Annotated in this window: 24 protein-coding genes and 3 tRNA genes; 19 read left to right on the top strand and 8 right to left on the bottom strand. The window is 66.2% G+C overall.

The window, feature by feature from the left end; translation table 11 throughout:
* Window positions 1-8: 8 nt before the first annotated feature.
* From P0Y50_13650 to P0Y50_13610, 9 genes are all read left to right on the top strand, one after another.
* On the top strand, window positions 9-590 hold the full coding sequence (locus P0Y50_13650) for a Maf family protein (GenBank protein ID WEK39566.1): 582 nt from the start codon (window positions 9-11) through the stop codon (window positions 588-590).
* On the top strand, window positions 587-1621 hold the full coding sequence (locus tag P0Y50_13645) for a ribonuclease E/G (protein WEK39565.1): 1035 nt from the start codon (window positions 587-589) through the stop codon (window positions 1619-1621). Before P0Y50_13650 ends, P0Y50_13645 begins: the two co-directional genes overlap by 4 nt.
* A gap of 3 nt (window positions 1622-1624) precedes the next feature.
* Window positions 1625-1825: a DNA gyrase inhibitor YacG gene (gene yacG, locus P0Y50_13640; protein WEK39564.1), complete on the top strand. Its 201-nt coding sequence runs from the start codon at window positions 1625-1627 to the stop codon at window positions 1823-1825.
* A gap of 27 nt (window positions 1826-1852) precedes the next feature.
* A tRNA-Phe gene (locus P0Y50_13635) sits at window positions 1853-1928 on the top strand.
* Window positions 1929-2465: 537 nt separating this feature from the next.
* The gene (locus tag P0Y50_13630) at window positions 2466-3347 is read left to right on the top strand and encodes a MotA/TolQ/ExbB proton channel family protein (GenBank protein WEK39563.1); all 882 of its coding nucleotides are present in this window, start codon (window positions 2466-2468) and stop codon (window positions 3345-3347) included.
* 5 nt (window positions 3348-3352) lie between these two features.
* The gene (locus tag P0Y50_13625) at window positions 3353-3787 is read left to right on the top strand and encodes a biopolymer transporter ExbD (GenBank protein WEK39562.1); all 435 of its coding nucleotides are present in this window, start codon (window positions 3353-3355) and stop codon (window positions 3785-3787) included.
* Window positions 3788-3801: 14 nt separating this feature from the next.
* Window positions 3802-4521: an energy transducer TonB gene (locus P0Y50_13620; protein ID WEK39561.1), complete on the top strand. Its 720-nt coding sequence runs from the start codon at window positions 3802-3804 to the stop codon at window positions 4519-4521.
* A 154-nt stretch (window positions 4522-4675) separates the two neighbouring features.
* Window positions 4676-4752, top strand: a tRNA-His gene (locus tag P0Y50_13615).
* 99 nt (window positions 4753-4851) lie between these two features.
* Entirely contained in the window at window positions 4852-5835 is a 984-nt protein-coding gene (locus tag P0Y50_13610; protein WEK39560.1) for an aldo/keto reductase, read from the top strand.
* Between the two features lie 73 nt (window positions 5836-5908).
* Here P0Y50_13610 and P0Y50_13605 read toward each other — a convergent pair whose 3' ends face one another.
* From P0Y50_13605 to P0Y50_13595, 3 genes are all read right to left on the bottom strand, one after another.
* Window positions 5909-6331, bottom strand: a complete 423-nt coding sequence (locus P0Y50_13605) for a DUF2147 domain-containing protein (GenBank protein ID WEK39559.1) — start codon at window positions 6329-6331, stop codon at window positions 5909-5911.
* A gap of 165 nt (window positions 6332-6496) precedes the next feature.
* A complete protein-coding gene (locus P0Y50_13600; GenBank protein ID WEK39558.1) occupies window positions 6497-7729 on the bottom strand; it encodes an acyltransferase family protein in 1233 nt (410 codons plus the stop codon).
* 55 nt (window positions 7730-7784) lie between these two features.
* Window positions 7785-8039: a hypothetical protein gene (locus P0Y50_13595; GenBank protein ID WEK39557.1), complete on the bottom strand. Its 255-nt coding sequence runs from the start codon at window positions 8037-8039 to the stop codon at window positions 7785-7787.
* Between the two features lie 88 nt (window positions 8040-8127).
* On the opposite strand from P0Y50_13595, the gene P0Y50_13590 reads away from it, so the two are divergent.
* Window positions 8128-8682 carry a LytTR family DNA-binding domain-containing protein gene (locus P0Y50_13590; GenBank protein WEK39556.1) on the top strand — a complete coding sequence of 185 codons (555 nt, stop codon included), beginning with the start codon at window positions 8128-8130 and terminating at the stop codon, window positions 8680-8682.
* Here P0Y50_13590 and ligA read toward each other — a convergent pair.
* Entirely contained in the window at window positions 8679-11009 is a 2331-nt protein-coding gene (gene ligA, locus P0Y50_13585) for an NAD-dependent DNA ligase LigA (protein ID WEK39555.1), read from the bottom strand. The two genes, P0Y50_13590 and ligA, sit on opposite strands and share 4 nt — an antisense overlap.
* 110 nt (window positions 11010-11119) lie before the next feature.
* On the opposite strand from ligA, the gene P0Y50_13580 reads away from it, so the two are divergent.
* Entirely contained in the window at window positions 11120-12076 is a 957-nt protein-coding gene (locus tag P0Y50_13580) for a M28 family peptidase (protein WEK39554.1), read from the top strand.
* Window positions 12073-12570 (top strand): hypothetical protein, encoded by a 498-nt coding sequence (locus P0Y50_13575; protein WEK39553.1) that lies wholly within the window; start codon window positions 12073-12075, stop codon window positions 12568-12570. The genes P0Y50_13580 and P0Y50_13575 overlap by 4 nt, the downstream gene beginning before the upstream one ends.
* Here P0Y50_13575 and P0Y50_13570 read toward each other — a convergent pair.
* A complete protein-coding gene (locus P0Y50_13570) occupies window positions 12567-12749 on the bottom strand; it encodes a hypothetical protein (GenBank protein WEK39552.1) in 183 nt (60 codons plus the stop codon). The two genes, P0Y50_13575 and P0Y50_13570, sit on opposite strands and share 4 nt — an antisense overlap.
* 116 nt (window positions 12750-12865) lie before the next feature.
* Between P0Y50_13570 and P0Y50_13565 the strand changes: the two genes are divergently transcribed.
* The gene (locus P0Y50_13565; GenBank protein WEK39551.1) at window positions 12866-13528 is read left to right on the top strand and encodes a sugar transferase; all 663 of its coding nucleotides are present in this window, start codon (window positions 12866-12868) and stop codon (window positions 13526-13528) included.
* On the opposite strand, the gene rpiA is transcribed toward P0Y50_13565, so the two are convergent.
* Window positions 13525-14208 carry a ribose-5-phosphate isomerase RpiA gene (rpiA, locus tag P0Y50_13560; GenBank protein WEK39550.1) on the bottom strand — a complete coding sequence of 228 codons (684 nt, stop codon included), beginning with the start codon at window positions 14206-14208 and terminating at the stop codon, window positions 13525-13527. The genes P0Y50_13565 and rpiA overlap by 4 nt on opposite strands.
* Entirely contained in the window at window positions 14205-15584 is a 1380-nt protein-coding gene (glmU, locus tag P0Y50_13555; protein WEK39549.1) for a bifunctional UDP-N-acetylglucosamine diphosphorylase/glucosamine-1-phosphate N-acetyltransferase GlmU, read from the bottom strand. Before glmU ends, rpiA begins: the two co-directional genes overlap by 4 nt.
* A 180-nt stretch (window positions 15585-15764) precedes the next feature.
* Between glmU and P0Y50_13550 the strand changes: the two genes are divergently transcribed.
* From P0Y50_13550 to P0Y50_13535, 4 genes are all read left to right on the top strand, one after another.
* The gene (locus tag P0Y50_13550) at window positions 15765-16478 is read left to right on the top strand and encodes an HAD-IA family hydrolase (GenBank protein WEK39548.1); all 714 of its coding nucleotides are present in this window, start codon (window positions 15765-15767) and stop codon (window positions 16476-16478) included.
* A gap of 101 nt (window positions 16479-16579) precedes the next feature.
* Entirely contained in the window at window positions 16580-17869 is a 1290-nt protein-coding gene (locus P0Y50_13545; GenBank protein ID WEK39547.1) for a dicarboxylate/amino acid:cation symporter, read from the top strand.
* A gap of 56 nt (window positions 17870-17925) precedes the next feature.
* A tRNA-Val gene (locus P0Y50_13540) sits at window positions 17926-18000 on the top strand.
* A 77-nt stretch (window positions 18001-18077) separates the two neighbouring features.
* Window positions 18078-18233, top strand: a complete 156-nt coding sequence (locus P0Y50_13535) for a hypothetical protein (protein WEK39546.1) — start codon at window positions 18078-18080, stop codon at window positions 18231-18233.
* 13 nt (window positions 18234-18246) lie between these two features.
* On the opposite strand, the gene P0Y50_13530 is transcribed toward P0Y50_13535, so the two are convergent.
* Window positions 18247-19170 carry an ROK family protein gene (locus tag P0Y50_13530; protein WEK39545.1) on the bottom strand — a complete coding sequence of 308 codons (924 nt, stop codon included), beginning with the start codon at window positions 19168-19170 and terminating at the stop codon, window positions 18247-18249.
* Between the two features lie 308 nt (window positions 19171-19478).
* On the opposite strand from P0Y50_13530, the gene P0Y50_13525 reads away from it, so the two are divergent.
* The gene (locus tag P0Y50_13525) at window positions 19479-19619 is read left to right on the top strand and encodes a hypothetical protein (protein ID WEK39544.1); all 141 of its coding nucleotides are present in this window, start codon (window positions 19479-19481) and stop codon (window positions 19617-19619) included.
* Window positions 19620-19685: 66 nt separating this feature from the next.
* Window positions 19686-21056, top strand: coding sequence for a 3-deoxy-7-phosphoheptulonate synthase class II (locus P0Y50_13520; GenBank protein WEK39543.1), 1371 nt, complete (start codon window positions 19686-19688; stop codon window positions 21054-21056).
* Window positions 21057-21215: the final 159 nt, after the last annotated feature.

The raw sequence follows: 21215 nt of genomic DNA, 5'->3' as shown, positions 1-21215 counted from the left end.
GCCGGCATTTGTCTGGGGCCCGTCCTGAACTTGTGCTGGCGTCGTCCAGCCCGCGTCGCATCGAACTGCTGGCGCAGGTCGGCATCACGCCCGACCACATCGACCCTGCCGATATCGACGAGACGCCGCTGAAGGGTGAAACCCCGCCGCGTCTGGCCGAGCGTCTGGCCACATCGAAGGCGCAGGTCGTCGCCGCCCGTCATCCCCAGGCCGTGATCATCGCCGCCGATACGGTGGTGTCGGTCGGCCGTCGCTTTCTGGAGAAGGCCGCGGATGCGGCGGAGGCGACCCGATTCCTGAAACTGCTGTCCGGGCGCAATCACCGGGTCTTCACCGGTGTCGCCGTCGTTCGGGACGGAAAACTGTCTTCGCGGGTCAACGAGACCCGAGTGACCTTCAAATCCTTGTCCGACCGTGAGATCGCGACCTATGTCGCCACGGGCGACTGGCGCGGCAAGGCCGGCGCCTATGGCATCCAGGGACCGGCCGGCGCCTTCGTGCAGCGAATCGTAGGCAGCCATCCGTCCGTGATGGGGCTTCCGGTCTATGAGGCCGTCCAACTGCTGCACGGCGTCGGCTGGCGGCCATGAGCGGCGCGGTCGAGGTCTTCCTCGACGAAACGCCGGGCGAGACGCGCGGCGCGATCCAGCGAAACGGTCGGTTCACCCATCTTCTGATTCAGCGCGAGAGCGACCGGGCGCAGATGCGGCTCGGCGCCCGGTCGATCGGCCGGGTGATCGAGGTCAATCCCGGCCTGCGCGGCGCCTTCATCGACCTGGGCGCCGATGCGCCGGCCTTCCTGCCGTTCAATCGCGCGGATCGGTTGACCCAGGGGCAGAGGCTGGAGGTCGTCGTGTCCGCAGAGCCGAGGTCGGGCAAGGGCGCCGTCGTTCGCCGTCTGGGACCAGGGGAGGGGGCGCCGCGTCTGATCCAGGCGGGTCCCTCAGTCGCCGAACAGTTGCGCGCACTCGCGCCTGGCGAGGAATCAGTCGTCGGCGTTCCCGCCATCGACGCCGTGACGGAGGCCGAAGAGGAGGCGCTGGCGGCGACGCACCGCTTTTCCGCCCAGGGCCTCGATCTGTCTCTTGAGCGGACCCGTGCGCTGGTCGCCATCGACATCGACCATGCGCCTACGCCCGGCCGCGACCCCAAACAGGGCAGGGCGGCGGCGAATCGCGAAGGGCTGCACCAGGCGGCGCGCCTGATCGGCCTACGCCGCTGGGGCGGCCTGGTGGTCGTCGATCTGGTCGGGGACGGGCAGGACGCGGCGGCGCAAGCCAAGGCCGCGCGCGCCGCTTTCGCCCACGAACCGCAGGCGGTGTTCGGCGGCGTCAGCCGGTTCGGCCTGTTGGAACTGTCTTTGCCCTGGCGCGAAACGCCGCTGGATGAGGTGCTGCTGGACGCCGGCGGCCGGCCGTCGCTTCCGACGCGCGCTCTGGCGTTGGTGCGCAGCCTGAGACGACATCTGTTGTCCGATACGGCGGCGCCGCGCATCGTCATGTGTTGTACGCCGGAAGAGGCCGCCATCGCTGGTCCGCTGGCCCAACGGCTGGGGCCGCGCGCCGGGGTCCGGCCGGATGCCGCCGTCGCCGCCGGACGCGGCCATATAGAAGAGACCTGACCGATGTCCATCTGCCCCATATGCCGCAAGTCCGACGCCGATCCGAAGTACAGGCCCTTCTGCTCGCGCCGGTGTTCCGAGGTGGATCTGCAGCGCTGGTTCACCGGCGCCTACGCCATTCCCGCCGCCCTGGACGAGGGCGCCGAAGATGATGGCGAAAACGATGGATTGGGCGCTGGACAGGCGCAAAAGCCTCCCCTATAGACCCGCCTCTCGCGACGCCGCGTCGGCGCCTGGATAGCTCAGCTGGTAGAGCAGCGGATTGAAAATCCGCGTGTCGGTGGTTCGAACCCGCCTCCAGGCACCATTATTTTATCGCCCCTAGATTTCCCCCTGATTGCTGGTGAGCGACCCGCGCGCTCGTCCATGGAACCTAATCGTTCCGAGCCGATAAGGACGATCCGTCGCGATCGGCGCATTTCCGGCATGAAACCGCCGATGGATCGCCGTTTGGAACAAGCTTGCTCCAACTGACGCCGGGCCTTCATCAAAATGTCGCGCGGTAGCGCTTCAATGCCGGGCGCGGGAGAAAGTTTTCTCTCGTCCTCTTGCGGGACTTAAAAGCCGTCCTTGTCCCTTGACGCTCCGGTAAGGGTTCTTCAAAGGGGTTGAGACGCCTTCCCATGAAGGTGTTAACTCGAATGGTCGGAGAGGCACTCTTCGGCGGTTCGGACATCGAAGGCGACGCGGGAGACCGCATCGACCTTCACCAAAGATTTCAGCGGGCTTCGATCCTCGAGCAGGACGGCGTGCGCTGAAGGAAACATTTCAGGTTGGGGGGCGGTCGCTGACTATGGCCGCACCTTTGGTTCCACGAGTCAGACCAAGCAGGAACTGGCGAACTATGCTGAACAGCAAAAAGACGAACATCCTTCTCGCCATGGCCGGCGCCGCCGCGCTGATGGCGAGCTCGCCGGTTCTGGCCCAGGCCCCGGCCGAGCCGACCCCGGCTGCCTCGACTGCGGCCCCCGCCGCAGCCCCGGCGACGCCGGAAGCCGATCCCGCATCGGTGAACCAGGCCGTCGGCGGCCATCACGGCAGCGGCATCACCCCCATCTCCATGTTCATGGAAGCCACGGTGGTCGTTAAGGTCGTCATGGCCGGCCTGCTTCTGGCCTCGATCCTGTCGTGGACCCTGCTGCTGATCAAACTGTTCGAGTTCGGTTCGCTGAACCGCAAGACCGACAACTTCCTCGAAAGCTTCCGCGGCGCCCGCACGATCGCTGACATGCGCGCCGTCGCCACCCAGGAAGAGTTCGACGGCAACCCGCTGGCCGACATGGCCGCCGCCGCCACCGAGGAAATCGAACTGTCGCGTCAGTCGGGCCTGTCGGTCACCGGCGATCACCTGGATTCGGCCCTGGGCCGCGCCCAAGCCGCCGTCGCCGCCGTTCAATCCGGCCTGGCCAAGCGCCTGTCGGGCGGCCAGCAGTTCCTGGCTTCCGTCGGGTCCATCGGGCCGTTCGTCGGTCTGTTCGGCACCGTTTACGGCATCATGAACTCCTTCATCGGCATCGCGGAATCCAATACGACCAACCTGGCCGTCGTTGCTCCGGGTATCGCTGAAGCCCTGCTGGCCACCGGCATCGGTCTGTTCGCCGCTATCCCGGCCGTTGTCTTCTACAACTACTTCAACACGCGCATCGCCGGTTACGGCACCCGCGCCGACGGCTTCGCCGCTGAGCTGCTGAACGGCATCTCGCGCCAGCTCGACAAGGGAGCGTAAGACGGATGGCCGCCAAGATTAAATCGGGCGGCGCTGGCAACGTGGTCGAGGCCAACAGCGATATCAACGTTACGCCTTTCGTTGATATCATGCTGGTCTTGCTCATCATCTTCATGGTGGCGGCTCCGCTAGCCTCCGTGTCGGTGCCCGTCGAGTTGCCAATCGCCGTCGCCAAGGCGGCCCCGAACCCGCCCAAGCCGGTCTATATTTCGATCCAGAACGACGGCGACGTCTATGTGGGCGACTTCAAGACCAGCGTCGGTGCTCTTGGTGAAGATCTGCTCAAGCAGATCGGATCCCGGAACCCGGCGGATGAGCGGATCTTCATTCGGGGCGATCAGAACACCCGTTACGGTGACTTCATGCAGGTCATGAATGCGCTTCAGGATAACGGTTTCTACAGCGTTGCACTGGTCGGCGAAGACCAGGCGACGAGCTAGAGCGCGGAGATAGTATGACAGACGTCGAATATCATCGCAGTCGTTACGACGTACCCAGGTCGAAGGGCTTCATGGGGGTTTCCTACCCCGTGCTAATCGTTTGCCTGCTGATCGTCACCATCCTGTTCGCCTTGCTGATCTTCTTCCTGCAGCAATCCAAGTTCAAGCTGAAGGAATTCAACTACGTCGACGAGTCCGTCGAGGTCGAGTTGGTTGAGCCGGTTCCCCCGCCTCCGCCGCCTCCGCCCCCGCCGCCGCCGCCGACGGATCAGCCGCCGCCGCCTAAGCTTCAAGTGCGCGTGCCGGCGCCGGTCCCGAACGTCACGCCTCCTCCGCCGGTGAACATCACGCCGACGAAGAAGGAAGACCGGGTGGAATACACGGGCCCGCCCGTGAATATTCCCGGACCGCCGCCGCCGCCCGCTCCGCCGGCTCCGGTTCGCCCGTCGACGATCACGAACGTCCAGTGGGCGCGCCAGCCGCGTCCGACCGCGGACGACTTCCCGGCGCGCGCGCTGGAACGTGAGATCAGCGGATCGGCCACCGTCGAGTGCACCGCGCGCTCCAACGGGTCTCCGGCCAACTGCCAGGTGGTCTCGGAAGAGCCCGCTGGCATGGGCTTCGGCCGCGCCGCCATTCGGGTGGTTCAGCGTGGACAACTGTCCCCGCGAACCGTTGATGGCGCCGCTCAGGACGCGACCTTCCGCGTCCGGGTGCCGTTCAACCTCGGTTGAGCCAAAAGCGATAAGAGACCAAACGCCCCGGAGAGCCATCTCCGGGGCGTCTTTTATTGGATCAGAGGTCCGCAGAATTCTCCTGACGAAATCGCACGAAGTCGCTTGATCGCATCGGTCAGGCCCGGTAGAGAACGCGCCTCGCGATGAGCGGGCCGCCTTAGCTCAGTTGGTTAGAGCGCCGGTTTGTGGAACCGGAGGTCCTCAGTTCAAGCCTGAGAGGCGGTACCATCACGAAGTGTCCACGCGCCTTGTCAGGCTTGGGTTGGACACCCATCTCCTGGTCGTCGGCATGAATGCCGATCCCCCACATCGACAGGAGAGCGCTTCATGAAGATGCGCAAGCTGGGCCGCGACGGTCCTGAGGTTTCAGTCATCGGCCTGGGCTGCATGGGCATGAGCGCCTTCTACGGCGGTTCTGACGAAGCCCAATCCATCAAGGTCATTCATCGCGCGCTCGATCTGGGCGTCACCCTGTTCGACACGGCGGAAATGTATGGCCCACACACCAATGAGGTTCTGGTCGGCCAGGCGTTGAAGGATCGTCGCGATCAGGCCTTCATCGCCACGAAATTCGGCATCAATCGCCAGCCGGATGGCTCTGCCGTCACCGACGGCTCGCCGGCCAATGTGCGTCGGGCCGTTGAAGGCAGCCTGAGTCGCTTGGGGGTCGATCACATCGATCTCTATTACCAGCACCGCATCGATCCCAATACGCCGATCGAAGAGACGGTCGGGGCCATGGCCGCGCTGGTGAAGGAGGGCAAGGTTCGCTTCCTGGGCCTGTCCGAGGCGGCGCCCGAGACGTTGCGCCGGGCCCAGGCGACCCATCCGATCACCGCGTTGCAGACGGAATACTCGCTGTGGAGCCGTGATCCGGAGGACGGGCTGCTGGATGTGGTGCGTGAACTGGGGATCGGCTTCGTACCCTATAGTCCGCTGGGCCGGGGCTTCCTGTCTGGCGAGATCAAGTCGGTCGACGACCTGGCGCCCGACGATTTCCGGCGCACCAATCCGCGCTTCGCCGGCGCCAATTTCCAGAGGAACCTGGACCTGGTCGATGCGGTCGGCGCCATCGCGGCCGACAAGGGTGTGACGGGCGCGCAACTGGCCCTGGCCTGGGTGCTGGCTCAGGGCGATGATCTGGTCCCAATCCCCGGCACACGCCGGATATCCACCTTGGAGCAGAACGTGGCGGCGACGGATATCGCGCTGACGTCCGAGGACCTGGCGCGGATCGAGGCGGTTTTCCCGCGCGGCGCGGCGGCGGGCGAACGCTATGCGCCAGGCGGCATGAGTTCGCTGAACCGCTGATTCGGATGTCGTGAATGAAAAAAGGCCCGGTCGGATCGCTCCGGCCGGGCCTTTTGTCTGTTTGCGGCGAAATCTACTGGATACGGGTCCAGGTCTGGGTCTTGCACAGCGGGGCCACGATGCAGCCGCGCAGGCGCAGACTGTTGTCATTGGTCATGGTGATGGTGCCGCGATAGGTGCCGCCGTCAGCCGGATTATAGACCGAACCGTTGCGCCATTCCGTCGGCCCGCCCGTGAAGCCGGTCAGCATAGGCAGGTTGCGAAGGGTGCGGTTCCGCTGAGCGGCATCGCGGTTGTGCTCGTCGCGGGCGTTGGCGTCGGCGCGAATGTGGTCAGACGTCACCAGCGTGCCGCACAGGGCCTGACCGCAGTGCGCGATACGCACCTGGCCCCCGTTGGTCGGGGTCTGCCAAAGGCCCGTTGGGTCGCCAGCCAGGGCCGGGGTGGCGAGCGCGCCGGTCAGGGCTGCCGCAGCCATCAGAATCTTGATCTTCATGGTCGTTTCCTTTGTCCTCAGGTTGTTTGCGGGCGGTCCTATTGCACAACACGCTGATCCTGATTTCCGTCGAAAACAAGTCGGAAATAGCGTTCGGCCGACGGCAATACAGGCGACGTTACGTCAAGTTTTCAGATGCTTGACGGAATTGTTTCCTCACAGGTTTTACGGTTCGGCGATCCGGCGAGGGGGTTTGACACCCAAAAGAACACCCAGCCAACCACTCCGCCGCGCGATCTCGTAGGCGGCGAGGCAGCCCAGCGCAGTGATCAGAATGACAAGACCGGCTTCCAGCCCCAAGGGCAGGTCTAGCTGGGCCAGATTGTGCGCCGCCACGACGATCACGGTCTGGTGCACGATGTAGAAGGTGAACACGCCTGTCGAAAGATAGCGCAGCGCCGGGCCGGTCCGGTTCAGCCACCGGGCGCTAAAGCCCAGGATGGCGGCGATGAAGCCAGCCTGATCCAGCACATAAACCACCCTCATCGCTTGCCGAAGAGGTTCGGGAGGGGCGAGATCGCCGCGGTAGACCCAGGCATAGGACGCCCATCCCGCCCAAGCACACAGCCCTACGAGCAGGGCTGGCCAACGCACCTGGATCATCGTCTGCCGCACGGCTTCGGATCGAGCGGTCAGATAGCCGAACAGGAATGCGCCGAAGCTGAGGGCGTGATTGTACCAGTCGTCGGTCAGGGCGTGGGTGATCTCGAAACGTGGGGCCAGGACCCAGCGGATCACCAGCAGATAGACGACCGGCCAGACAATCACGCCCCATCCGCTGAACACGCGGTCCGCTCCAGCCTGAACCCGCCGCCGCACGGCCGGAACGCCGATCAGGGCCGCGAGGATCAGGCTGTAGGGCAGCAGATAGGCGATGAACCAAAGATGGTTCCAGGTTGGGGTGGTCAGACATCCATCGGCATCGCACCAGTGCCCGTTCGACGTGGCGTAGCGGACCCAGAAGTCCTGCAGCACAGGGCTATGCGCCGGGTCGGCCATGCCCAGGCCCTTGGCGGCCTCGACGACTTCGTAATAGCTTTGGGGCGGCACAATCACGAACACGCCGAACAGCAGCGGCGGCAGCAGGCGTAAGGTGCGCGACCCGGCCAGGGCCCAGCCGCTCTTGCCGCGCGCCTCAAATCCATCGGCCAGGAACCGTGTCGCGCAGCCGGACACCAGGAACAGAAGCGTCAGCCGCCACGGGTTGGTCAGCATCATGACCGGCTCCAGAACCTCGATCTGACGCGGGCTGTTCACATGCCAATCCCAGGGCACGTAGAACATGCCGACGTGATAGAGGATCAGCAGCATGAAGGCGCCGACGCGAATCCAGTCCAGATCGTATCGTCGGCCCGTTATCATGCCGGGCGGCGACGCGAGCAGGGGCGATGAAGACATGCGAGAGTTCCTTGGCCAATGATATGAGGCGCGTCCTCGCGGATGAGCAGTCGGATCAGCAATCGTCAGGGGGCACGCGGCGGTCTGGCCGGGATGGTGTCGGTTTCGCGGGGACGAACGGCGCGCCTGCCGTGACGAGCGGATGGTCGCGGATAAAACGGCGTCTCGACCCAAGTGACTTCTGGGTCTGCGCCTTGGGTGTTCTGGCCTTTTCGTTGGTGGATACGACGGTCAATGTATTGAGCGTCCAAGCGGACAACCCGAACATCGCAGGCTGGAAGCCGATGCTCTGGGAGGTGTCCAGCAGCATCGCCATTCTTGCGACAATGTGGATTCCGTGGGTTGCGATCAGCTTGGCCCGGCCAGATGAACCCGCGGGCGAAGGCTGGCGGCCAAAAGTGCGGTTCGCCCTGATCCATCTGACGGGCGTACTCGCGTTTTCCATCCTGCATGTCATCGGCTTCGTGCTGCTGCGAAAGCTGGGTTATGGTCTGATGGACGCCGGACGATACGAGTTTGGTGACGCTTTCATCTATGAGCTGCGCAAGGATTTGGTGACTTATGGGCTGCTGGCGGGGGCCTTCCTGCTTACAGCCTATCTGCGGCGGCGGCGTGATGAGCCGGTGCGGCCGGTCAGTTTCGACATTCGCGATGGCGCCCGGATCATCCGTGTGCCGCTGGCCGATATCCTGGCGGCGAGTTCTGCGGGGAACTATGTCGAGTTCCGGCTGGCGGATGGTCGGCGACCGCTGATGCGGGCGACGCTGGCGGCGGTGGAGGCGGAACTGTCGCGGTTCGGCTTCGTGCGGGTCCACCGCTCGTGGCTGGTCAACACCGACCGCGTCACCGGTCTTCGCCCTGACGGATCAGGCGACTGGACGGTGGAGCTGGGCGCGGTCGAGGCCCCGCTGTCGCGGCGGTTCCCGGCGGCGCTGGAGCAGTTGCGCGGTTAGGCGATCAGGGCCAACCACTCGTCTTCGGTCAGCACCTCGACCCCATGCTTTTCGGCGTCCTTCAGCTTTGACCCCGCGCCGGGGCCGGCGACGACATAGTCGGTCTTTTTCGAGACGGACCCCGACACCTTGGCGCCCAGGCTTTCGGCTCGCGCCTTGGCCTCGTCGCGGGTGAAACGCTCCAGCGATCCGGTGAAGACGACCGTCTTGCCGGCGACCGGGGTGTCGGCCTTGGGGCGTTCGGCATCGACGATCTCGGTCATTTCGGCCTCCAGCGCGGCGACGACTTCCAGATTGTGCGGTTCGTGGAAGAAGTGGGCCAGAGCCAGGGCCGCGACAGGACCGACGCCGGTGACGGCGCTGATCTGGTTCAGCATCTCCGACGGGCCTTCATTGCGGGCGATCCCGGCCAGATGCACCAGACCGGCCCAGTCGTTGGTCATGGCGGCCAGGGACCGGCGGGCGGGGGCGGCCATGCCGGGGAAGGCGAGGGCGATCTTCTGGTCCATCGGAGCATCCGGCCACGGATCATCGGCGGCGGGGGTCGCCTCGGCCATCAGGGCCAAGACCCGGGGCGATATGGCGTGGGCGCCGGCCAGATCGGTCCAGGCGTCGGACTGCACGCCGTTGGCGGCCTGCAGGCAGGCGGCCTTCAACGCGGTCCAGCTTTCGAAGGCGCGGGCCAGGACGATGGAGGTCTGTTCGCCGATGTCGCGCACCCCAAGGCCGAACAGGAAACGGTCCAGCGAGATGATGCGACGCGCGTCGATACCGGCGATCAGGTTGCGGATGCTGGTCTCGCCATAGCCGTCGTCTCGCTCCAGCTCGGCCAGTCGCTGCGGATCTCGCGCCAGACGGAAGATGTCGGCGGGCTCTCTGATCCAACCCCGCTGGTGGAAGGCGACCAGCTGTTTCTCGCCCAGACCCTCGATATCAAAGGCGCGGCGGCCGACGAAATGCTTCAGCCGCTCGACGATCTGGGCGTCGCAGATCAGGCCGCCGGTGCAGCGGCGCTTCACCTCATCGCCCTCGCGCACCGCTTCGGAACCGCAGACGGGACAGTGATCGGGAAAGACGTAGGGGACGGCGTCGGCCGGCCGTTGGTCAAGTTGCACGCCCAGGATCTGGGGGATCACGTCGCCAGCGCGTTGCAGGCGCACGGTGTCGCCGATGCGGACGTCCAGACGCTGGATTTCGTCCTCATTATGCAGGGTGGCGTTGCGGACGACCACACCGCCGACCGTCACCGGATGCAGCCGGGCGACAGGCGTGAGCGAGCCGGTGCGGCCGACCTGGATGTCGATGCCTTCCAGAATCGTGGTCGCCTGCTGGGCCGGGAATTTGTGGGCGATGGCCCAGCGGGGGCTGCGGGCGACGAAGCCCAGGCGGCGCTGCCAGTCCAGGCGGTCGACCTTGTACACCACGCCGTCGATGTCATAGCCCAGGGTGGCGCGGTCGCGTTCCAGTTCGCGATAGACGGCGATCAGCCCCTCGGCGCCTTCGACCCGTTTCGACCGGGCGTTGACCGGGAAGCCCCACGCCTTCAGCTTCTGCAACGCCTCCCACTGGGTCTCGGCGAAGTCGCTGGAATGCTCGCCCCAGGCATAGGCGAAGAAGTTCAACGGGCGGCCCGCCGTGATCTTCGCATTCTTCTGACGCAGCGAACCGGCGGCGAAGTTGCGGGGGTTGGCGTAGGTGCGGCGACCCTCGGTCTCGGCGTCGGCGTTGAAGGCCGCAAAGGCGTCGTTGGGGGCATAGACCTCGCCCCGCACCTCGATCCGCTCGGGCCAGTCGTCGCCCGCCAGCGCCTGTTTGACATCGGTGATGGTCTTCAGATTGGCGGTCACGTCCTCGCCCGTGCGACCGTCGCCGCGCGTGGCGCCGACGCTGAGCCTGCCATCGACATAGAGCAGATTGGCGGACAGGCCGTCGATCTTGGGTTCGGCGACGAAGGCGATGGGCTCGTCAGCTGGCAGTTTCAGGAAGCGCGCGATCCGGGCCACGAAATCGCGCACCTCGCCTTCGTCGAAGGCGTTGTCCAGCGACAGCATGGGCACGCCATGCCGCACCTCGGCGAACTGGATTGAGGCGGCGGCGCCGACCGTGTTCGAGGGCGAATCCGCGCGGACCAGATCGGGGAAGGCGGCCTCGATGGCGGCGTTGCGGGCGCGCAGGGCGTCATAGTCCGCATCGGAAATCTCGGGCGACGCCTCGGCGTAAAGGGCGTCGTGACGCGCCATCTCGGCGGCCAGCCAAGCCAGTTCGTCCGCCGCCGTCTGAGGCGTCAGGTCTTGGAGGGCGGGGGGCGAAGGATTCGTCGGGGCCATTCGTGTGCCTTATCATCTGTCGGCGGTCGCGTGCATCGTCGTGACCACGAACGAACGGCTGACGCGGAGTTCGGCTGCGGCTAGGGTTGATCGGCCTTTGTGGAGTTCGCATGATCCGCCCGACCGCCTTTTGTCTTTCCGTGGCCGCCGCCCTGCTGAGCGGCTGCACGCCGGTTTCGACCACGCCGGTCGCCGTCGCACCGACGACAGTCTCCGTCGTCTCGGGCCCCTTGCTGGATGATGTGCGCATTCTGTCGGGCGACGACATGCAGGGGCGCGACACCGGGTCGGCGGGGGGAGAACGGGCGCGGGCCTATATCGTGTCGCGGCTGGAGGCGATGGGCGTTCAGCCCGCATCCTTCGGTCGGCTTCAACCGTTCGAGGCGCCGGGGCGCACGCGCGAGGGGGTGAAGCGGTTCAACGGCGTCAACATCGTCGGCCTGATCCCCGGCACGCGCGTTGCGGACCGCTATATCGTGGTGACGGCCCACTATGATCATGTCGGGATGAACGACGGCCAAATCTATCACGGCGCGGACGACAACGCCTCGGGCGTCGCGACGATGCTGGAGCTGGCGCGGCGGCTGAAGGCTCAGGCCGCGGAGCATAGCGTGCTGATCGTGGCGCTGGACGGCGAGGAGCGGGGGCTGCTGGGCGCGCGCGAGTTCGTCAAGGCGCCGCCCGTGCCGCTGTCGTCCGTCAGCCTGAACCTGAACTTCGACATGACGGCGCGCGCCGAGACGGACGGGCATCTGTGGGTCGCGGGCGGCTATCAGCACCCCGATCTGCGTGGGCTGCTGGAGCCTGTCGCCGCGCAGGGGCCCGTGTCGTTCGCCTTCGGCAAGGACACGCCGCAGGACACAGGCGAGAACAACTGGGTCGAGTCGTCGGATCACGCCGCCTTCCATGCGGCGGGCGTGCCGTTCCTCTATATGGGGGTCGATTATCACCCCGACTATCACCGCCCCAGCGACACGTTCGAGCGGATCACTCCGGCGGTGTTCGCCAGCGCCACCGAACTGGCCATCGCCGGCTTTCACGCCCTGGACAAGGGGCTGGACCGATGAGGCGTCGTCTCGGCGCCTTAGCCCTTCTGGCGGTGCTGGCCGTCGGGGCCTGCGACCAGCGGCATGACGATACGCAGCCGCGTAACGATACGAAGACCTCCGTCTTTCGCCACGCTCTCAGCGAAGACCTGTCGGGCGAGTACCGGCCGGTCGCGCCTGACAGCGCCGGTGTCGTCTCGCTGTTCATCGGTCAGCGGTCCGCGTTCGCGGCTTGGGAGGCGGGGGATCGCGGCGCGTCTCCCCTGATCCTGACGCTGGCTACGGCTGAGGGCGAAAAGACGGTCTTGCCTATCCGCTATCAGATCACCGATGACGCCGTTCGCATGACCGGCGCGACGGGGACCGGCGAGGTCCAGCTTGATGCGCGGATCGACCAGGGGGCCTTGGCGACCGCGCGACGTAATCTGGGAGATCGCACCGTGGTCATATCGGGAACCGTGCAGATCGATGGCCGACGCGCGCCCCTGGCCCTGACCGCCTGGAGCGGCGACTAAAGCAGGATGCGCACGATCATATAGACGCCGCCGGCGATCAACGCCCACAGCAGAAGGCTGAGCCCCGCCAGCACGCCCACCGTCATACGGCCCGACCAACGGGATGCGGCCGGCTGTTCCATCGCATAAGGCTGATGCGACCTGGTCCGGTCGTCGTCATTGGCGGGCGGAAACTGCATAGACAACCTATGGTGGTTTTTGCAGATGTCGTCAATTCGCGCTGATCGACCATGCGATTATCGAGCGTTGTTTTTAACTCAACCAGACGCGATTGTTCGTTGGGGGAGGCGATGCGATGTCGATCATGGAGGCGATCCAGGCGCCGTTGGCGGTAAGGCGTCTGCGCGCGGCGACGCCCGAACGGCAGGCCGATAGCCTTATAAGAACGCTGGATCTCGGTCTGGCGTCGGCGGCCATCCTTTTCCTTCTGCCCCTGATGGCGCTGACAGCCTTGGCGGTGTGGAGCCAGGGCGGCGGGCCGGTGCTGTTTCGCCAGCAAAGGATCGGACGCGGCGGGCGACTTTTCTCGTGTCTGAAGTTCCGCACCATGGCGACCGATGCGGAGGCTCGGCTGCCCGGCCTGGTCGACGCGGAGTGGCGCGCGTCGCGAAAGTTTCGCCACGATGCGCGCGTGACGCGTCTGGGCGGCCTGCTGCGGCGTTCCAGCATCGACGAGCTGCCGCAGTTGCTGAACGTGTTGAGGGGCGAGATGTCTCTGGTCGGGCCACGGCCCATCGTGATGGATGAGGCGAGCCTGTACGGGCGGCGGCTGGCCGACTATTGCGCCGTTCGACCGGGCCTGACGGGGCTGTGGCAGGTGTCCGGTCGCAACGACGTGCCTTATCGTCGTCGGGTGGCGATGGATGTCTGGCTGGCCAGACACCTGACCCTTGGCGTCTATCTCGCCCTTCTGGCGCGCACGGCGCCGGCCGTGTTGAGCCGACGCGGCGTCTATTAGGGCAGGCGTTCCTCGAAGCCGTCGTCGGTCCCGATGATGGCCAGGTCGGCCAGGTCCAGGAACAGGCCGTGTTCGACCACGCCGGTGATCAGTTTCAGGTCGTCGGCCAGACGCACCGGGTCGCTGATCGCCTTGCACGCCGCATCATAGATCAGGTTGCCGCCGTCGGTGCGGACCAGGCCGCGATCCGCCTGACGCACGCGGGCGGGCTGGTTGATCTCGTGGTCGATCAGGACGTCGGCGATGCGGTTCGCGGTGGTCTTGTGACCGAAGGCCACGACCTCGATCGGCAGGGGGAAGGTCCCCAGCACCGGCACGACCTTGGCGGCGTCGGCGATGACGATACAGCGGGTGGACGCCTCCCACACCAGTTTCTCGCGCAGCAGGGCCGCGCCGCCGCCCTTGATCAGGGCCAGGCCCGGCCCAACCTCGTCGGCGCCGTCGACGGTCAGGTCGATGCGCGGCGTGTCCTCCAGCGTCGACAGCGTCAGGCCCAGATCGCGCGCCAGATCGGCGGTCTTTTCGGACGTCGGCACGCAGCGCAGGCCGGACAGGTTGCGCGCGGCCAGCGCCTTGACGAACCAGGCGGCGGTCGAGCCGGTGCCCAGGCCCACGATCATGCCGGCCTCGACGTGGGCGGCGGCCGCTTCGCCGGCGTTCTTCTTCTGGAGGTCGCTCATTTGGAGGGATCGCTTTTGGACTGGGCGGCCTTGGCCGCAGCCTTCCTGGCCTTGGCGGTTTCGCGGAAGGCGGCGGCGGCGTCGGGTTTGATCGTCTGGCGGGCGCGACCGAAGGCCAGGGCGTCGGCCGGCACATCCTCGGTGACGACCGAACCCGAGGCGATCAGGGCGCCGTCGCCGATGCGGACCGGGGCCACCAGGCTGGAGTTCGAGCCGACGAACGCCCCGGCGCCGATCTCGGTCCGGTCCTTGTTGAAGCCGTCGTAGTTGCAGAAGATCGTGCCGGCGCCGATGTTGGCGCCCGCGCCAACCGCCCCGTCGCCCAGATAGGACAGGTGGTTGGCCTTGGCGCCCTTTGCCATGGCCACATTCTTCACCTCGACGAAGTTGCCGATCTTGACCCCTTCCGCCAGATTCGCGCCAGGACGCAGGCGGGCATAGGGGCCGACCTCGGCGCCGGGGCCGACGCGCGCGCCCTCGATATGGCTGAAGCTGCGGATGCGGGCGCCGCCTTCGACTGCGGCGCCGGGGCCGAAGACGACAAAGGGTTCGATCACGGTCCCGCCGCCGACCTGGGTGTCCCAGGCGAAGTGGACGGTGTCGGGCGCGCTCATGGTCACGCCGGCGGCCAGGAAGGTCTCGCGCTGAACCTGCTGGAACAGAGCCTCGGCCTGGGCCAGTTCGGCTTGGGAGTTGACGCCCATCACGGCATCTTCGGCGGCGAAGACGGCGCGGGTCGGATGACCGCCCTTGCGCGCCAGTTCGACCACGTCGGTCAGATAGTATTCGCCCTTGGCGTTGTCGTTCGTCACATCCGCCAGCAGCGCGAACAGCAGGGCGGCCGGGGCGGCCATGACGCCCGAGTTGCAGGCGGTCACGGCCAGAACCTCGGCCGACGCTTCCTTGGCCTCTGTGATGGCGGTCAGTGCGTCGCCGTCCAGGATCAGGCGGCCGTAGGCGCCGGGATCGCGGGCCTCGAAGCCGATGACGGTCACGCCGTCCGCGTTGAACACCGGCGCGATGTCGGCGGCCTTCAGCAGCGGCACGTCGCCATAGGTGACGACCACTTCGCCGTCGAAGCCGGCCAGGGCCTGTTCGGCGGCGCGGACCGCGTGGCCGGTGCCCAGCGGCGGGTCCTGAACCGCGATGGCGGCCTCGCCAAGCCGTCTGACCACATGGGCGCGGACCTCGGGGGAGTGAGCGCCCACCACAACGACGATCCGCTCGCAGCCCAGACCCTCGGCTGCATCGATGGCATGGTCCAGCATGGCGCGATGGGCGACGGGGTGCAGCACCTTGGGCAGGGGCGACTTCATCCGCGTTCCCTGGCCGGCGGCGAGAATGATGGCGGCGCGAGCGCGTGTCTGTCTGGTCATGAATCGTCCCGAAGGCTAGTCGTCTCGCCGTCTACAACGACCGTCACACGCCGTCATCCTCGGGCTTGACCCGAGGATCGGATTTGGCGAGCAGCGGTGCGTCGCCGTTTCGCATAGAAGGCGGACCTTCCGATCCTCGGGTCAAGCCCGAGGATGACGGAGAAAGAACGAGGAAAGACCATGACCGATCGCGACCTGGAAGGCTGGACCATCGCCTTCGACCTGGATGGGACGCTGGTCGATTCCGCGCCGGACCTGATCGGAACCCTGAACCGACTGTTGGTGGAGGAGGGACTGCCGCCGGTGGCGATGGACGCGGCCTCCACCCTGATCGGATCGGGGGCGCGGGCGCTGCTGGTGCATGGGTTCGAGGCGGCTGGCGCGCCGGTCGAACGGGCGCAGTCGAACGACCTCTTCGAGCGGTTCCTGGTCGATTACGCGGCCCACATCGCCGACGGCTCCCAACCCTTCGAAGGCGTGGTCGAGACGCTGGAGCGGCTGACGGCGCGCGGCGCCTTGCTGGTGGTGGCGACCAACAAGCGTTCGGACCTGTCCGAACTGCTTTTGCAGAAGCTGGATCTCGCCCGACATTTCGCAGCCATCGTCGGCCCCGACCGTGTCAGCGCGCGCAAACCATCGGGCGCGCATCTGAAGGAGGCCGTGGCCCTGGCCGGCGGCGATCCCGAACGGGCGATCATGGTCGGGGATGCGGCGCCGGACGCTGGGGCGGCCAAGGACGCGGGGATGGCCTGCATCCTGGTCACCTTCGGCTTCACGCCGGTTCCGGTCGAGACCCTGGGCGCGGATGTGCTGATCGACGAATTCGAGGATGTGGAAGAGGCCATCGACGGCCTGTTGTCCGACTTCTACGTCCTGAAGGCGCTGAAATTCTGAAGACGGTCGTCAGCAAAACTCTCGACGAATGATCGCCGATACGGTTGCGGATCGGCCTGGCGATGGACAGATTGGCGCACCCCGTCGAAAGTGCTTCCCCTATGTTCGCTCGTTTCCTGAAAATTCCGCTGTGGCAGCGGACCGCCGCCGGCTTCGTCCTGGGCATACTGGCCGGTTTGATCCTGCGGGAGCGGGCGGAGGTCTGGCTGCAGCCGATCGGCGACGTCTATCTGAATCTGATCCGCATGGTGGTTGCGCCGCTGGTGCTGTTCACCATCGCCAGTTCCATCGCCAAGCTGGGCGAGGGGGCAGGGGCTGTGCGGCTGGGCGTGCGCACCATCGTCTGGTTCGCGATCACCTCGCTGTTGGCCGTGCTGGTCGGCTTCGCCTTCGGACACATCATCAATCCCGGCGTCGGCCTGTCGAACCTGCCGCTGGGCGAGGTCAGGGAACGGGTGATTCCGACCCCGCTGGAGGTGCTGATCGGCGTGGTGCCGACCAACCCCTTCGCCGCGCTAGCCGAGGGCAAGGTGTTGCAGATCATCTTCTTTTCGGCCCTGGTCGGTATGGCTCTGGTCGCGCTCGGTGACCGGGCGCAGGGGGTGCGGCGACTGGTCGATGAAGGCGCGGCCATCATCTTCCGCATCACGCGCTGGGTGATCCAGCTGACGCCCATCGGGGTGTTCGGCCTGATCGGCTCGGTGGTCGGCGGTTACGGCTGGGAGGCCCTGCTGCCGCTGTTGAAGTTCATCGCCGCCATCTACGCCGCCTGCCTGTTCCACATCCTGATCGTCTATTCGGGCCTGCTGAAGGTGCATGGCCTGAAGGTCACCAGCTTCTTCCGGGGCGCCTTCGCGGCCCAGCAGACGGCCTTCGCCACCTCATCTTCGTTGGGAACCCTGCCTATCACCCTGCGCCAGACGGTCGAGCGGCTGGGCGTGCCCCAGGCCTATGCCGCCTTCGCCGTGCCCTTGGGGGCCAATGTGAAGATGGACGGCTGCGGGGCCATCTATCCGGCCATCGCCTCGATCTTCATCGCCCAGTATTTCAAGATCGACCTGACCCTGACGCAATATGTGCTGATCGGCCTGACGGCGGTGCTGGGGTCGCTGGGCACGGCCGGGGTGCCGGGGACCAGCATCGTCATGCTGACCCTGACCCTGTCGACCGCCGGCCTGCCGCTGGAAGGCATCGGCTATATCGTCGCCATCGACCGGGTGATCGACATGATGCGTACGGCGACGAACGTGACCGGCCAGATGCTGGTGCCGGTTCTGGTGGCCAAGGAAGAGGGCATATTGAACCAGGACATCTACAATGGCCACGTGGCCTGGCTGCCCGGCGACCCCGAGGCCGAGACGCCCGAAACCGTTCGCGCCGCCGGAATCTGAAACGGACGCTTGCGCGGGGCGGGCGACCGGGCTATGTCGCCGCCTCCGCAAGGCATGGATGCGTAGCTCAGCGGGAGAGCACCTCGTTCACACCGAGGGGGTCACAGGTTCAATCCCTGTCGCATCCACCATCTTCTCCGGATTTGATTCTCGTTCGCGGTCGGCGGTGCTGGCCTGAACCCGTCGTGCACCGGCGCGTTGCGTCACTATGAACATGATCATCCTCGTTGTCGGCGCGGTGCTTCTGGCGGGAGCCTTGTTCGCCCTATCCAGCGTGTTCGAGGGACGAAGGCGGACGCATTTTACCGACAAGGACGCGGATGGCGAGCCGGACGAACCGAACGGTCCCGCTAGGGACCTCTGATCGGCGCCGAGCGCTAGACCGCCCAGTCATTGGGCCAGTCCCCGGTCGCCTCGCGATAGGCCAGCGCCAAGGCCCCATGAAGACCGGCCGATGCGCCCGCTGACGGGGCCGCGATATAGTCGTCCATGTCCAGTTCGCGCACGCTGGCGTCATAGCCTCCCAGTTGCTGGATCAGTGCGCGTCTGACCCGATCGTAAAGGTGCGGCTGCATCACGCCGCCCCCGATGATGATGCGCTGAGGCCGAAGCACATAGGTCAGATTGGCGCACAGGCTGGCGATATAGTGGGCCGCCGTCGTCCAGGCGGGATGGTCCTGCGCCAGGGTCTCGGCCGGGGCGCCCCATCGAATCCGCATCGCCGGTCCGCTGGCCAGACCTTCCAGACAGTCTCCGTGAAACGGGCAGGCGCCGGAAAAGCCTTCGTCGCCTTTCGCGCGCGGAACTCGGATGTGGCCCGCCTCGGGATGGTTCGCGCCGCCGTGCGGCTGTCCGTCGATCATGACGCCGACCCCGATGCCGGTTCCGACGGTGATATAGCAGAAGCTGTCCAGACCGCGCCCGCTGCCGAACAGTCGCTCGCCGATGGCCGAGCCGTTGACGTCGGTCGTCAGGACAATCGGCGTATCCGTTCCGCGCCGCAGACGATCCAGCAGGTTTGTTCCGCTCCAGCCCGGCTTGGGCGTGGCGGTGATCGCGCCATGGTCGGCCGCGCCGGGGTTCAGCGACAGCGGGCCGAAACTGCAGACGCCTAAGGCGGCCAGATCTCCGTGATCGGCCTCGGCCCTGGCGAAGAAGGCGTTGACGGCGGCCAGGGTTTCCTCAGACGTGGTCGTGGGTATCCGGACCTGGTCAAGGACGAGGCCGTCAGGAGCGCCCACGCCGCAGACGAACTTGGTGCCGCCGGCTTCGACGCCTCCGATCAGGATGGGTTTTGGCATGGTGTCGGCTCCAGAATGATGGGGGTGTGAAGCGTCGCCGGCGATCGGCGTCCGGCGGCGCGGCATGAAGGCGGATGCGGCGCCTGCGACCAAGCCTCGCGCCTCAGAACAGGTTCATCCTTGGAGCGTTCTATGGTCATGACCCTTCTTGCTCGCCTTTTCATCATGGTGGACGTCCTGACCAAGTTCGTGACCCGACAGGAACGGCTGCTCTGACGTTGCTCAGGCGACGGAGGGATTTGGCGCATTGCGCTGAAGGCCTCCTGCCGCCACCTTGTCGCCGACGTGATTTGACGAAAGGACGCCTGATGGCCCGCAAACCCAACTATAGTTTCGAACGCCAGGAACGCGAGCGGGCGGCGGCGGCCAAGGCGGCCGAAAAAGCGGCGGCCAAGGCCGAACGCAAGGCCGAGGCTGCGGCTGAAAAGGCGCCGCCCGCCGAAGACTGAGGCTCCGCCGCAAAATCTATTCTTGTTTTCGTTGTTCAGGCGACCGTGAAGCTCTATTCTTGCACGATGACACGCTGGACCCCCGAAAGCTGGAGAACCAAGACCGCCCTGCACATGCCGGCGGACTATCCCGATCCCAAGGCCCTGGCCGTGGTCGAGGACGAGTTGCGCGCGCTGCCGCCGCTCGTCTTCGCCGGCGAGGCGCGCCGCCTGACGTCCAAGCTGGCGCAGGTGGAGCAGGGGGAAGCCTTCCTGCTGCAGGGCGGCGACTGCGCCGAGAGCTTCAAGGAGTTCTCGACCGACAATATCCGCGACAGCTTCCGCCTGATCCTGCAGATGGCGGTGGTCCTGACCTTCGCCGGCCGCAAGCCGGTGGTGAAGGTGGGGCGGATCGCCGGTCAGTTCGCCAAGCCGCGCTCGTCGCCGCTGGAAGAGATCGACGGCGTCGAACTGCCCAGCTATCGCGGCGACATCATCAACGGCATGGGGTTCACGCCGGAAGAGCGCGCGCCCGATCCGCAGCGCCTGATCCGGGCCTATAACCAGTCCGCCTCGACGCTGAACCTGCTGCGCGCCTTTGCCGGAGGCGGCTATGCCGACCTCTACAATATCCACCGCTGGACGCTCGGCTTCGCCGGCGACAATGCGGCGGGCGCCCAGTACCGCGAACTGGCCGACAAGATCACCGAGGCCCTGGCCTTCATGGAGGCCGTCGGCGTCACGCCCGAGACCCATCCCGATCTGAGCCGGGTCGAGGTCTTCACCAGCCACGAAGCCCTGCTGCTGAACGTCGAAAGCGCCCTGACGCGGCTGGACGGCGGTTCCGGCGACTGGTTCGACACCTCGGCCCACATGCTGTGGATCGGCGAACGCACCCGCCAGCTGGACGGCGCCCATGTCGAGTTCATGAAGGGGATCAAGAACCCCATCGGCGTGAAGTGCGGACCGACCATGACCGCCGACGACCTGCTGCCGCTGATCGACGCCCTGAACCCGGACAATGTCTCGGGGCGTTTGACGCTGATCGGCCGTTTCGGTCACGACAAGGTGGGCGAGCGTCTGCCCAAGCTGATGCGCGAAGTGAAGGCGTCGGGCCGCAAGGTGATCTGGTCCATCGACCCGATGCACGGCAACACGCTGAAGGCCGGCAACGGCTACAAGACCCGGCCCTTCGACCGAATCCTGGGCGAGGTGCGGACCTTCATCGACGTGGCCGAGGCCGAGGGCGTCCATCCGGGCGGCGTGCATCTGGAGATGACCGGCCAGAACGTCACCGAATGTCTGGGCGGGGCTCAGGCGGTGACGGAGGACGACCTGTCCAACCGCTATCACACCCATTGCGACCCGCGCCTGAACGCCGATCAGGCGCTGGAGCTGGCCTTCCTGGTCGCCGAACGGCTGAAGTCGGGCCGCATCAGCCGGTCAGAAGCCGCCTGATCGACACAGCCAAAGGGCGACCGTCGCGGCGGTCGACCCTAGGCTTGCGCCAGACAGCGCGCCGTCGCACCACATTCGACTTGTGGGGCAGGGACTGGCGCCGCAGATACGACCGGATGCGGTCACGGCGCGGACATGGACGCGCTGTCTGATCGACCT

Origin of the sequence: Candidatus Brevundimonas colombiensis (assembly GCA_029202665.1) — a bacterium.
GTDB classification, from domain to species: Bacteria; Pseudomonadota; Alphaproteobacteria; order Caulobacterales; family Caulobacteraceae; genus Brevundimonas; species Brevundimonas colombiensis.
Note: the sequence above shows the minus strand (reverse complement) of the source record. Positions and strands in the feature narration are given on the sequence as shown.

Bases quoted from the DNA above. Each gene is read 5' to 3' on its own strand.
- P0Y50_13575 (WEK39553.1), top strand. From the start codon at position 12,073: ATGAGGCGTCGTCTCGGCGCCTTAGCCCTTCTGGCGGTGCTGGCCGTC.
- P0Y50_13530 (WEK39545.1), bottom strand. From the start codon at position 19,170: ATGCCAAAACCCATCCTGATCGGAGGCGTCGAAGCCGGCGGCACCAAG.
- P0Y50_13630 (WEK39563.1), top strand. From the start codon at position 2,466: ATGCTGAACAGCAAAAAGACGAACATCCTTCTCGCCATGGCCGGCGCC.
- P0Y50_13645 (WEK39565.1), top strand. From the start codon at position 587: ATGAGCGGCGCGGTCGAGGTCTTCCTCGACGAAACGCCGGGCGAGACG.
- P0Y50_13625 (WEK39562.1), top strand. From the start codon at position 3,353: ATGGCCGCCAAGATTAAATCGGGCGGCGCTGGCAACGTGGTCGAGGCC.
- P0Y50_13545 (WEK39547.1), top strand. From the start codon at position 16,580: ATGTTCGCTCGTTTCCTGAAAATTCCGCTGTGGCAGCGGACCGCCGCC.
- glmU (WEK39549.1), bottom strand. From the start codon at position 15,584: ATGACCAGACAGACACGCGCTCGCGCCGCCATCATTCTCGCCGCCGGC.
- P0Y50_13620 (WEK39561.1), top strand. From the start codon at position 3,802: ATGACAGACGTCGAATATCATCGCAGTCGTTACGACGTACCCAGGTCG.
- P0Y50_13520 (WEK39543.1), top strand. From the start codon at position 19,686: ATGACACGCTGGACCCCCGAAAGCTGGAGAACCAAGACCGCCCTGCAC.
- P0Y50_13570 (WEK39552.1), bottom strand. From the start codon at position 12,749: ATGCAGTTTCCGCCCGCCAATGACGACGACCGGACCAGGTCGCATCAG.
- ligA (WEK39555.1), bottom strand. From the start codon at position 11,009: ATGGCCCCGACGAATCCTTCGCCCCCCGCCCTCCAAGACCTGACGCCT.
- yacG (WEK39564.1), top strand. From the start codon at position 1,625: ATGTCCATCTGCCCCATATGCCGCAAGTCCGACGCCGATCCGAAGTAC.
- P0Y50_13525 (WEK39544.1), top strand. From the start codon at position 19,479: ATGGCCCGCAAACCCAACTATAGTTTCGAACGCCAGGAACGCGAGCGG.
- P0Y50_13580 (WEK39554.1), top strand. From the start codon at position 11,120: ATGATCCGCCCGACCGCCTTTTGTCTTTCCGTGGCCGCCGCCCTGCTG.
- P0Y50_13550 (WEK39548.1), top strand. From the start codon at position 15,765: ATGACCGATCGCGACCTGGAAGGCTGGACCATCGCCTTCGACCTGGAT.
- P0Y50_13565 (WEK39551.1), top strand. From the start codon at position 12,866: ATGTCGATCATGGAGGCGATCCAGGCGCCGTTGGCGGTAAGGCGTCTG.
- P0Y50_13595 (WEK39557.1), bottom strand. From the start codon at position 8,039: ATGCTGCTGGACACCTCCCAGAGCATCGGCTTCCAGCCTGCGATGTTC.
- P0Y50_13535 (WEK39546.1), top strand. From the start codon at position 18,078: ATGAACATGATCATCCTCGTTGTCGGCGCGGTGCTTCTGGCGGGAGCC.
- P0Y50_13600 (WEK39558.1), bottom strand. From the start codon at position 7,729: ATGTCTTCATCGCCCCTGCTCGCGTCGCCGCCCGGCATGATAACGGGC.
- P0Y50_13605 (WEK39559.1), bottom strand. From the start codon at position 6,331: ATGAAGATCAAGATTCTGATGGCTGCGGCAGCCCTGACCGGCGCGCTC.
- rpiA (WEK39550.1), bottom strand. From the start codon at position 14,208: ATGAGCGACCTCCAGAAGAAGAACGCCGGCGAAGCGGCCGCCGCCCAC.
- P0Y50_13610 (WEK39560.1), top strand. From the start codon at position 4,852: ATGAAGATGCGCAAGCTGGGCCGCGACGGTCCTGAGGTTTCAGTCATC.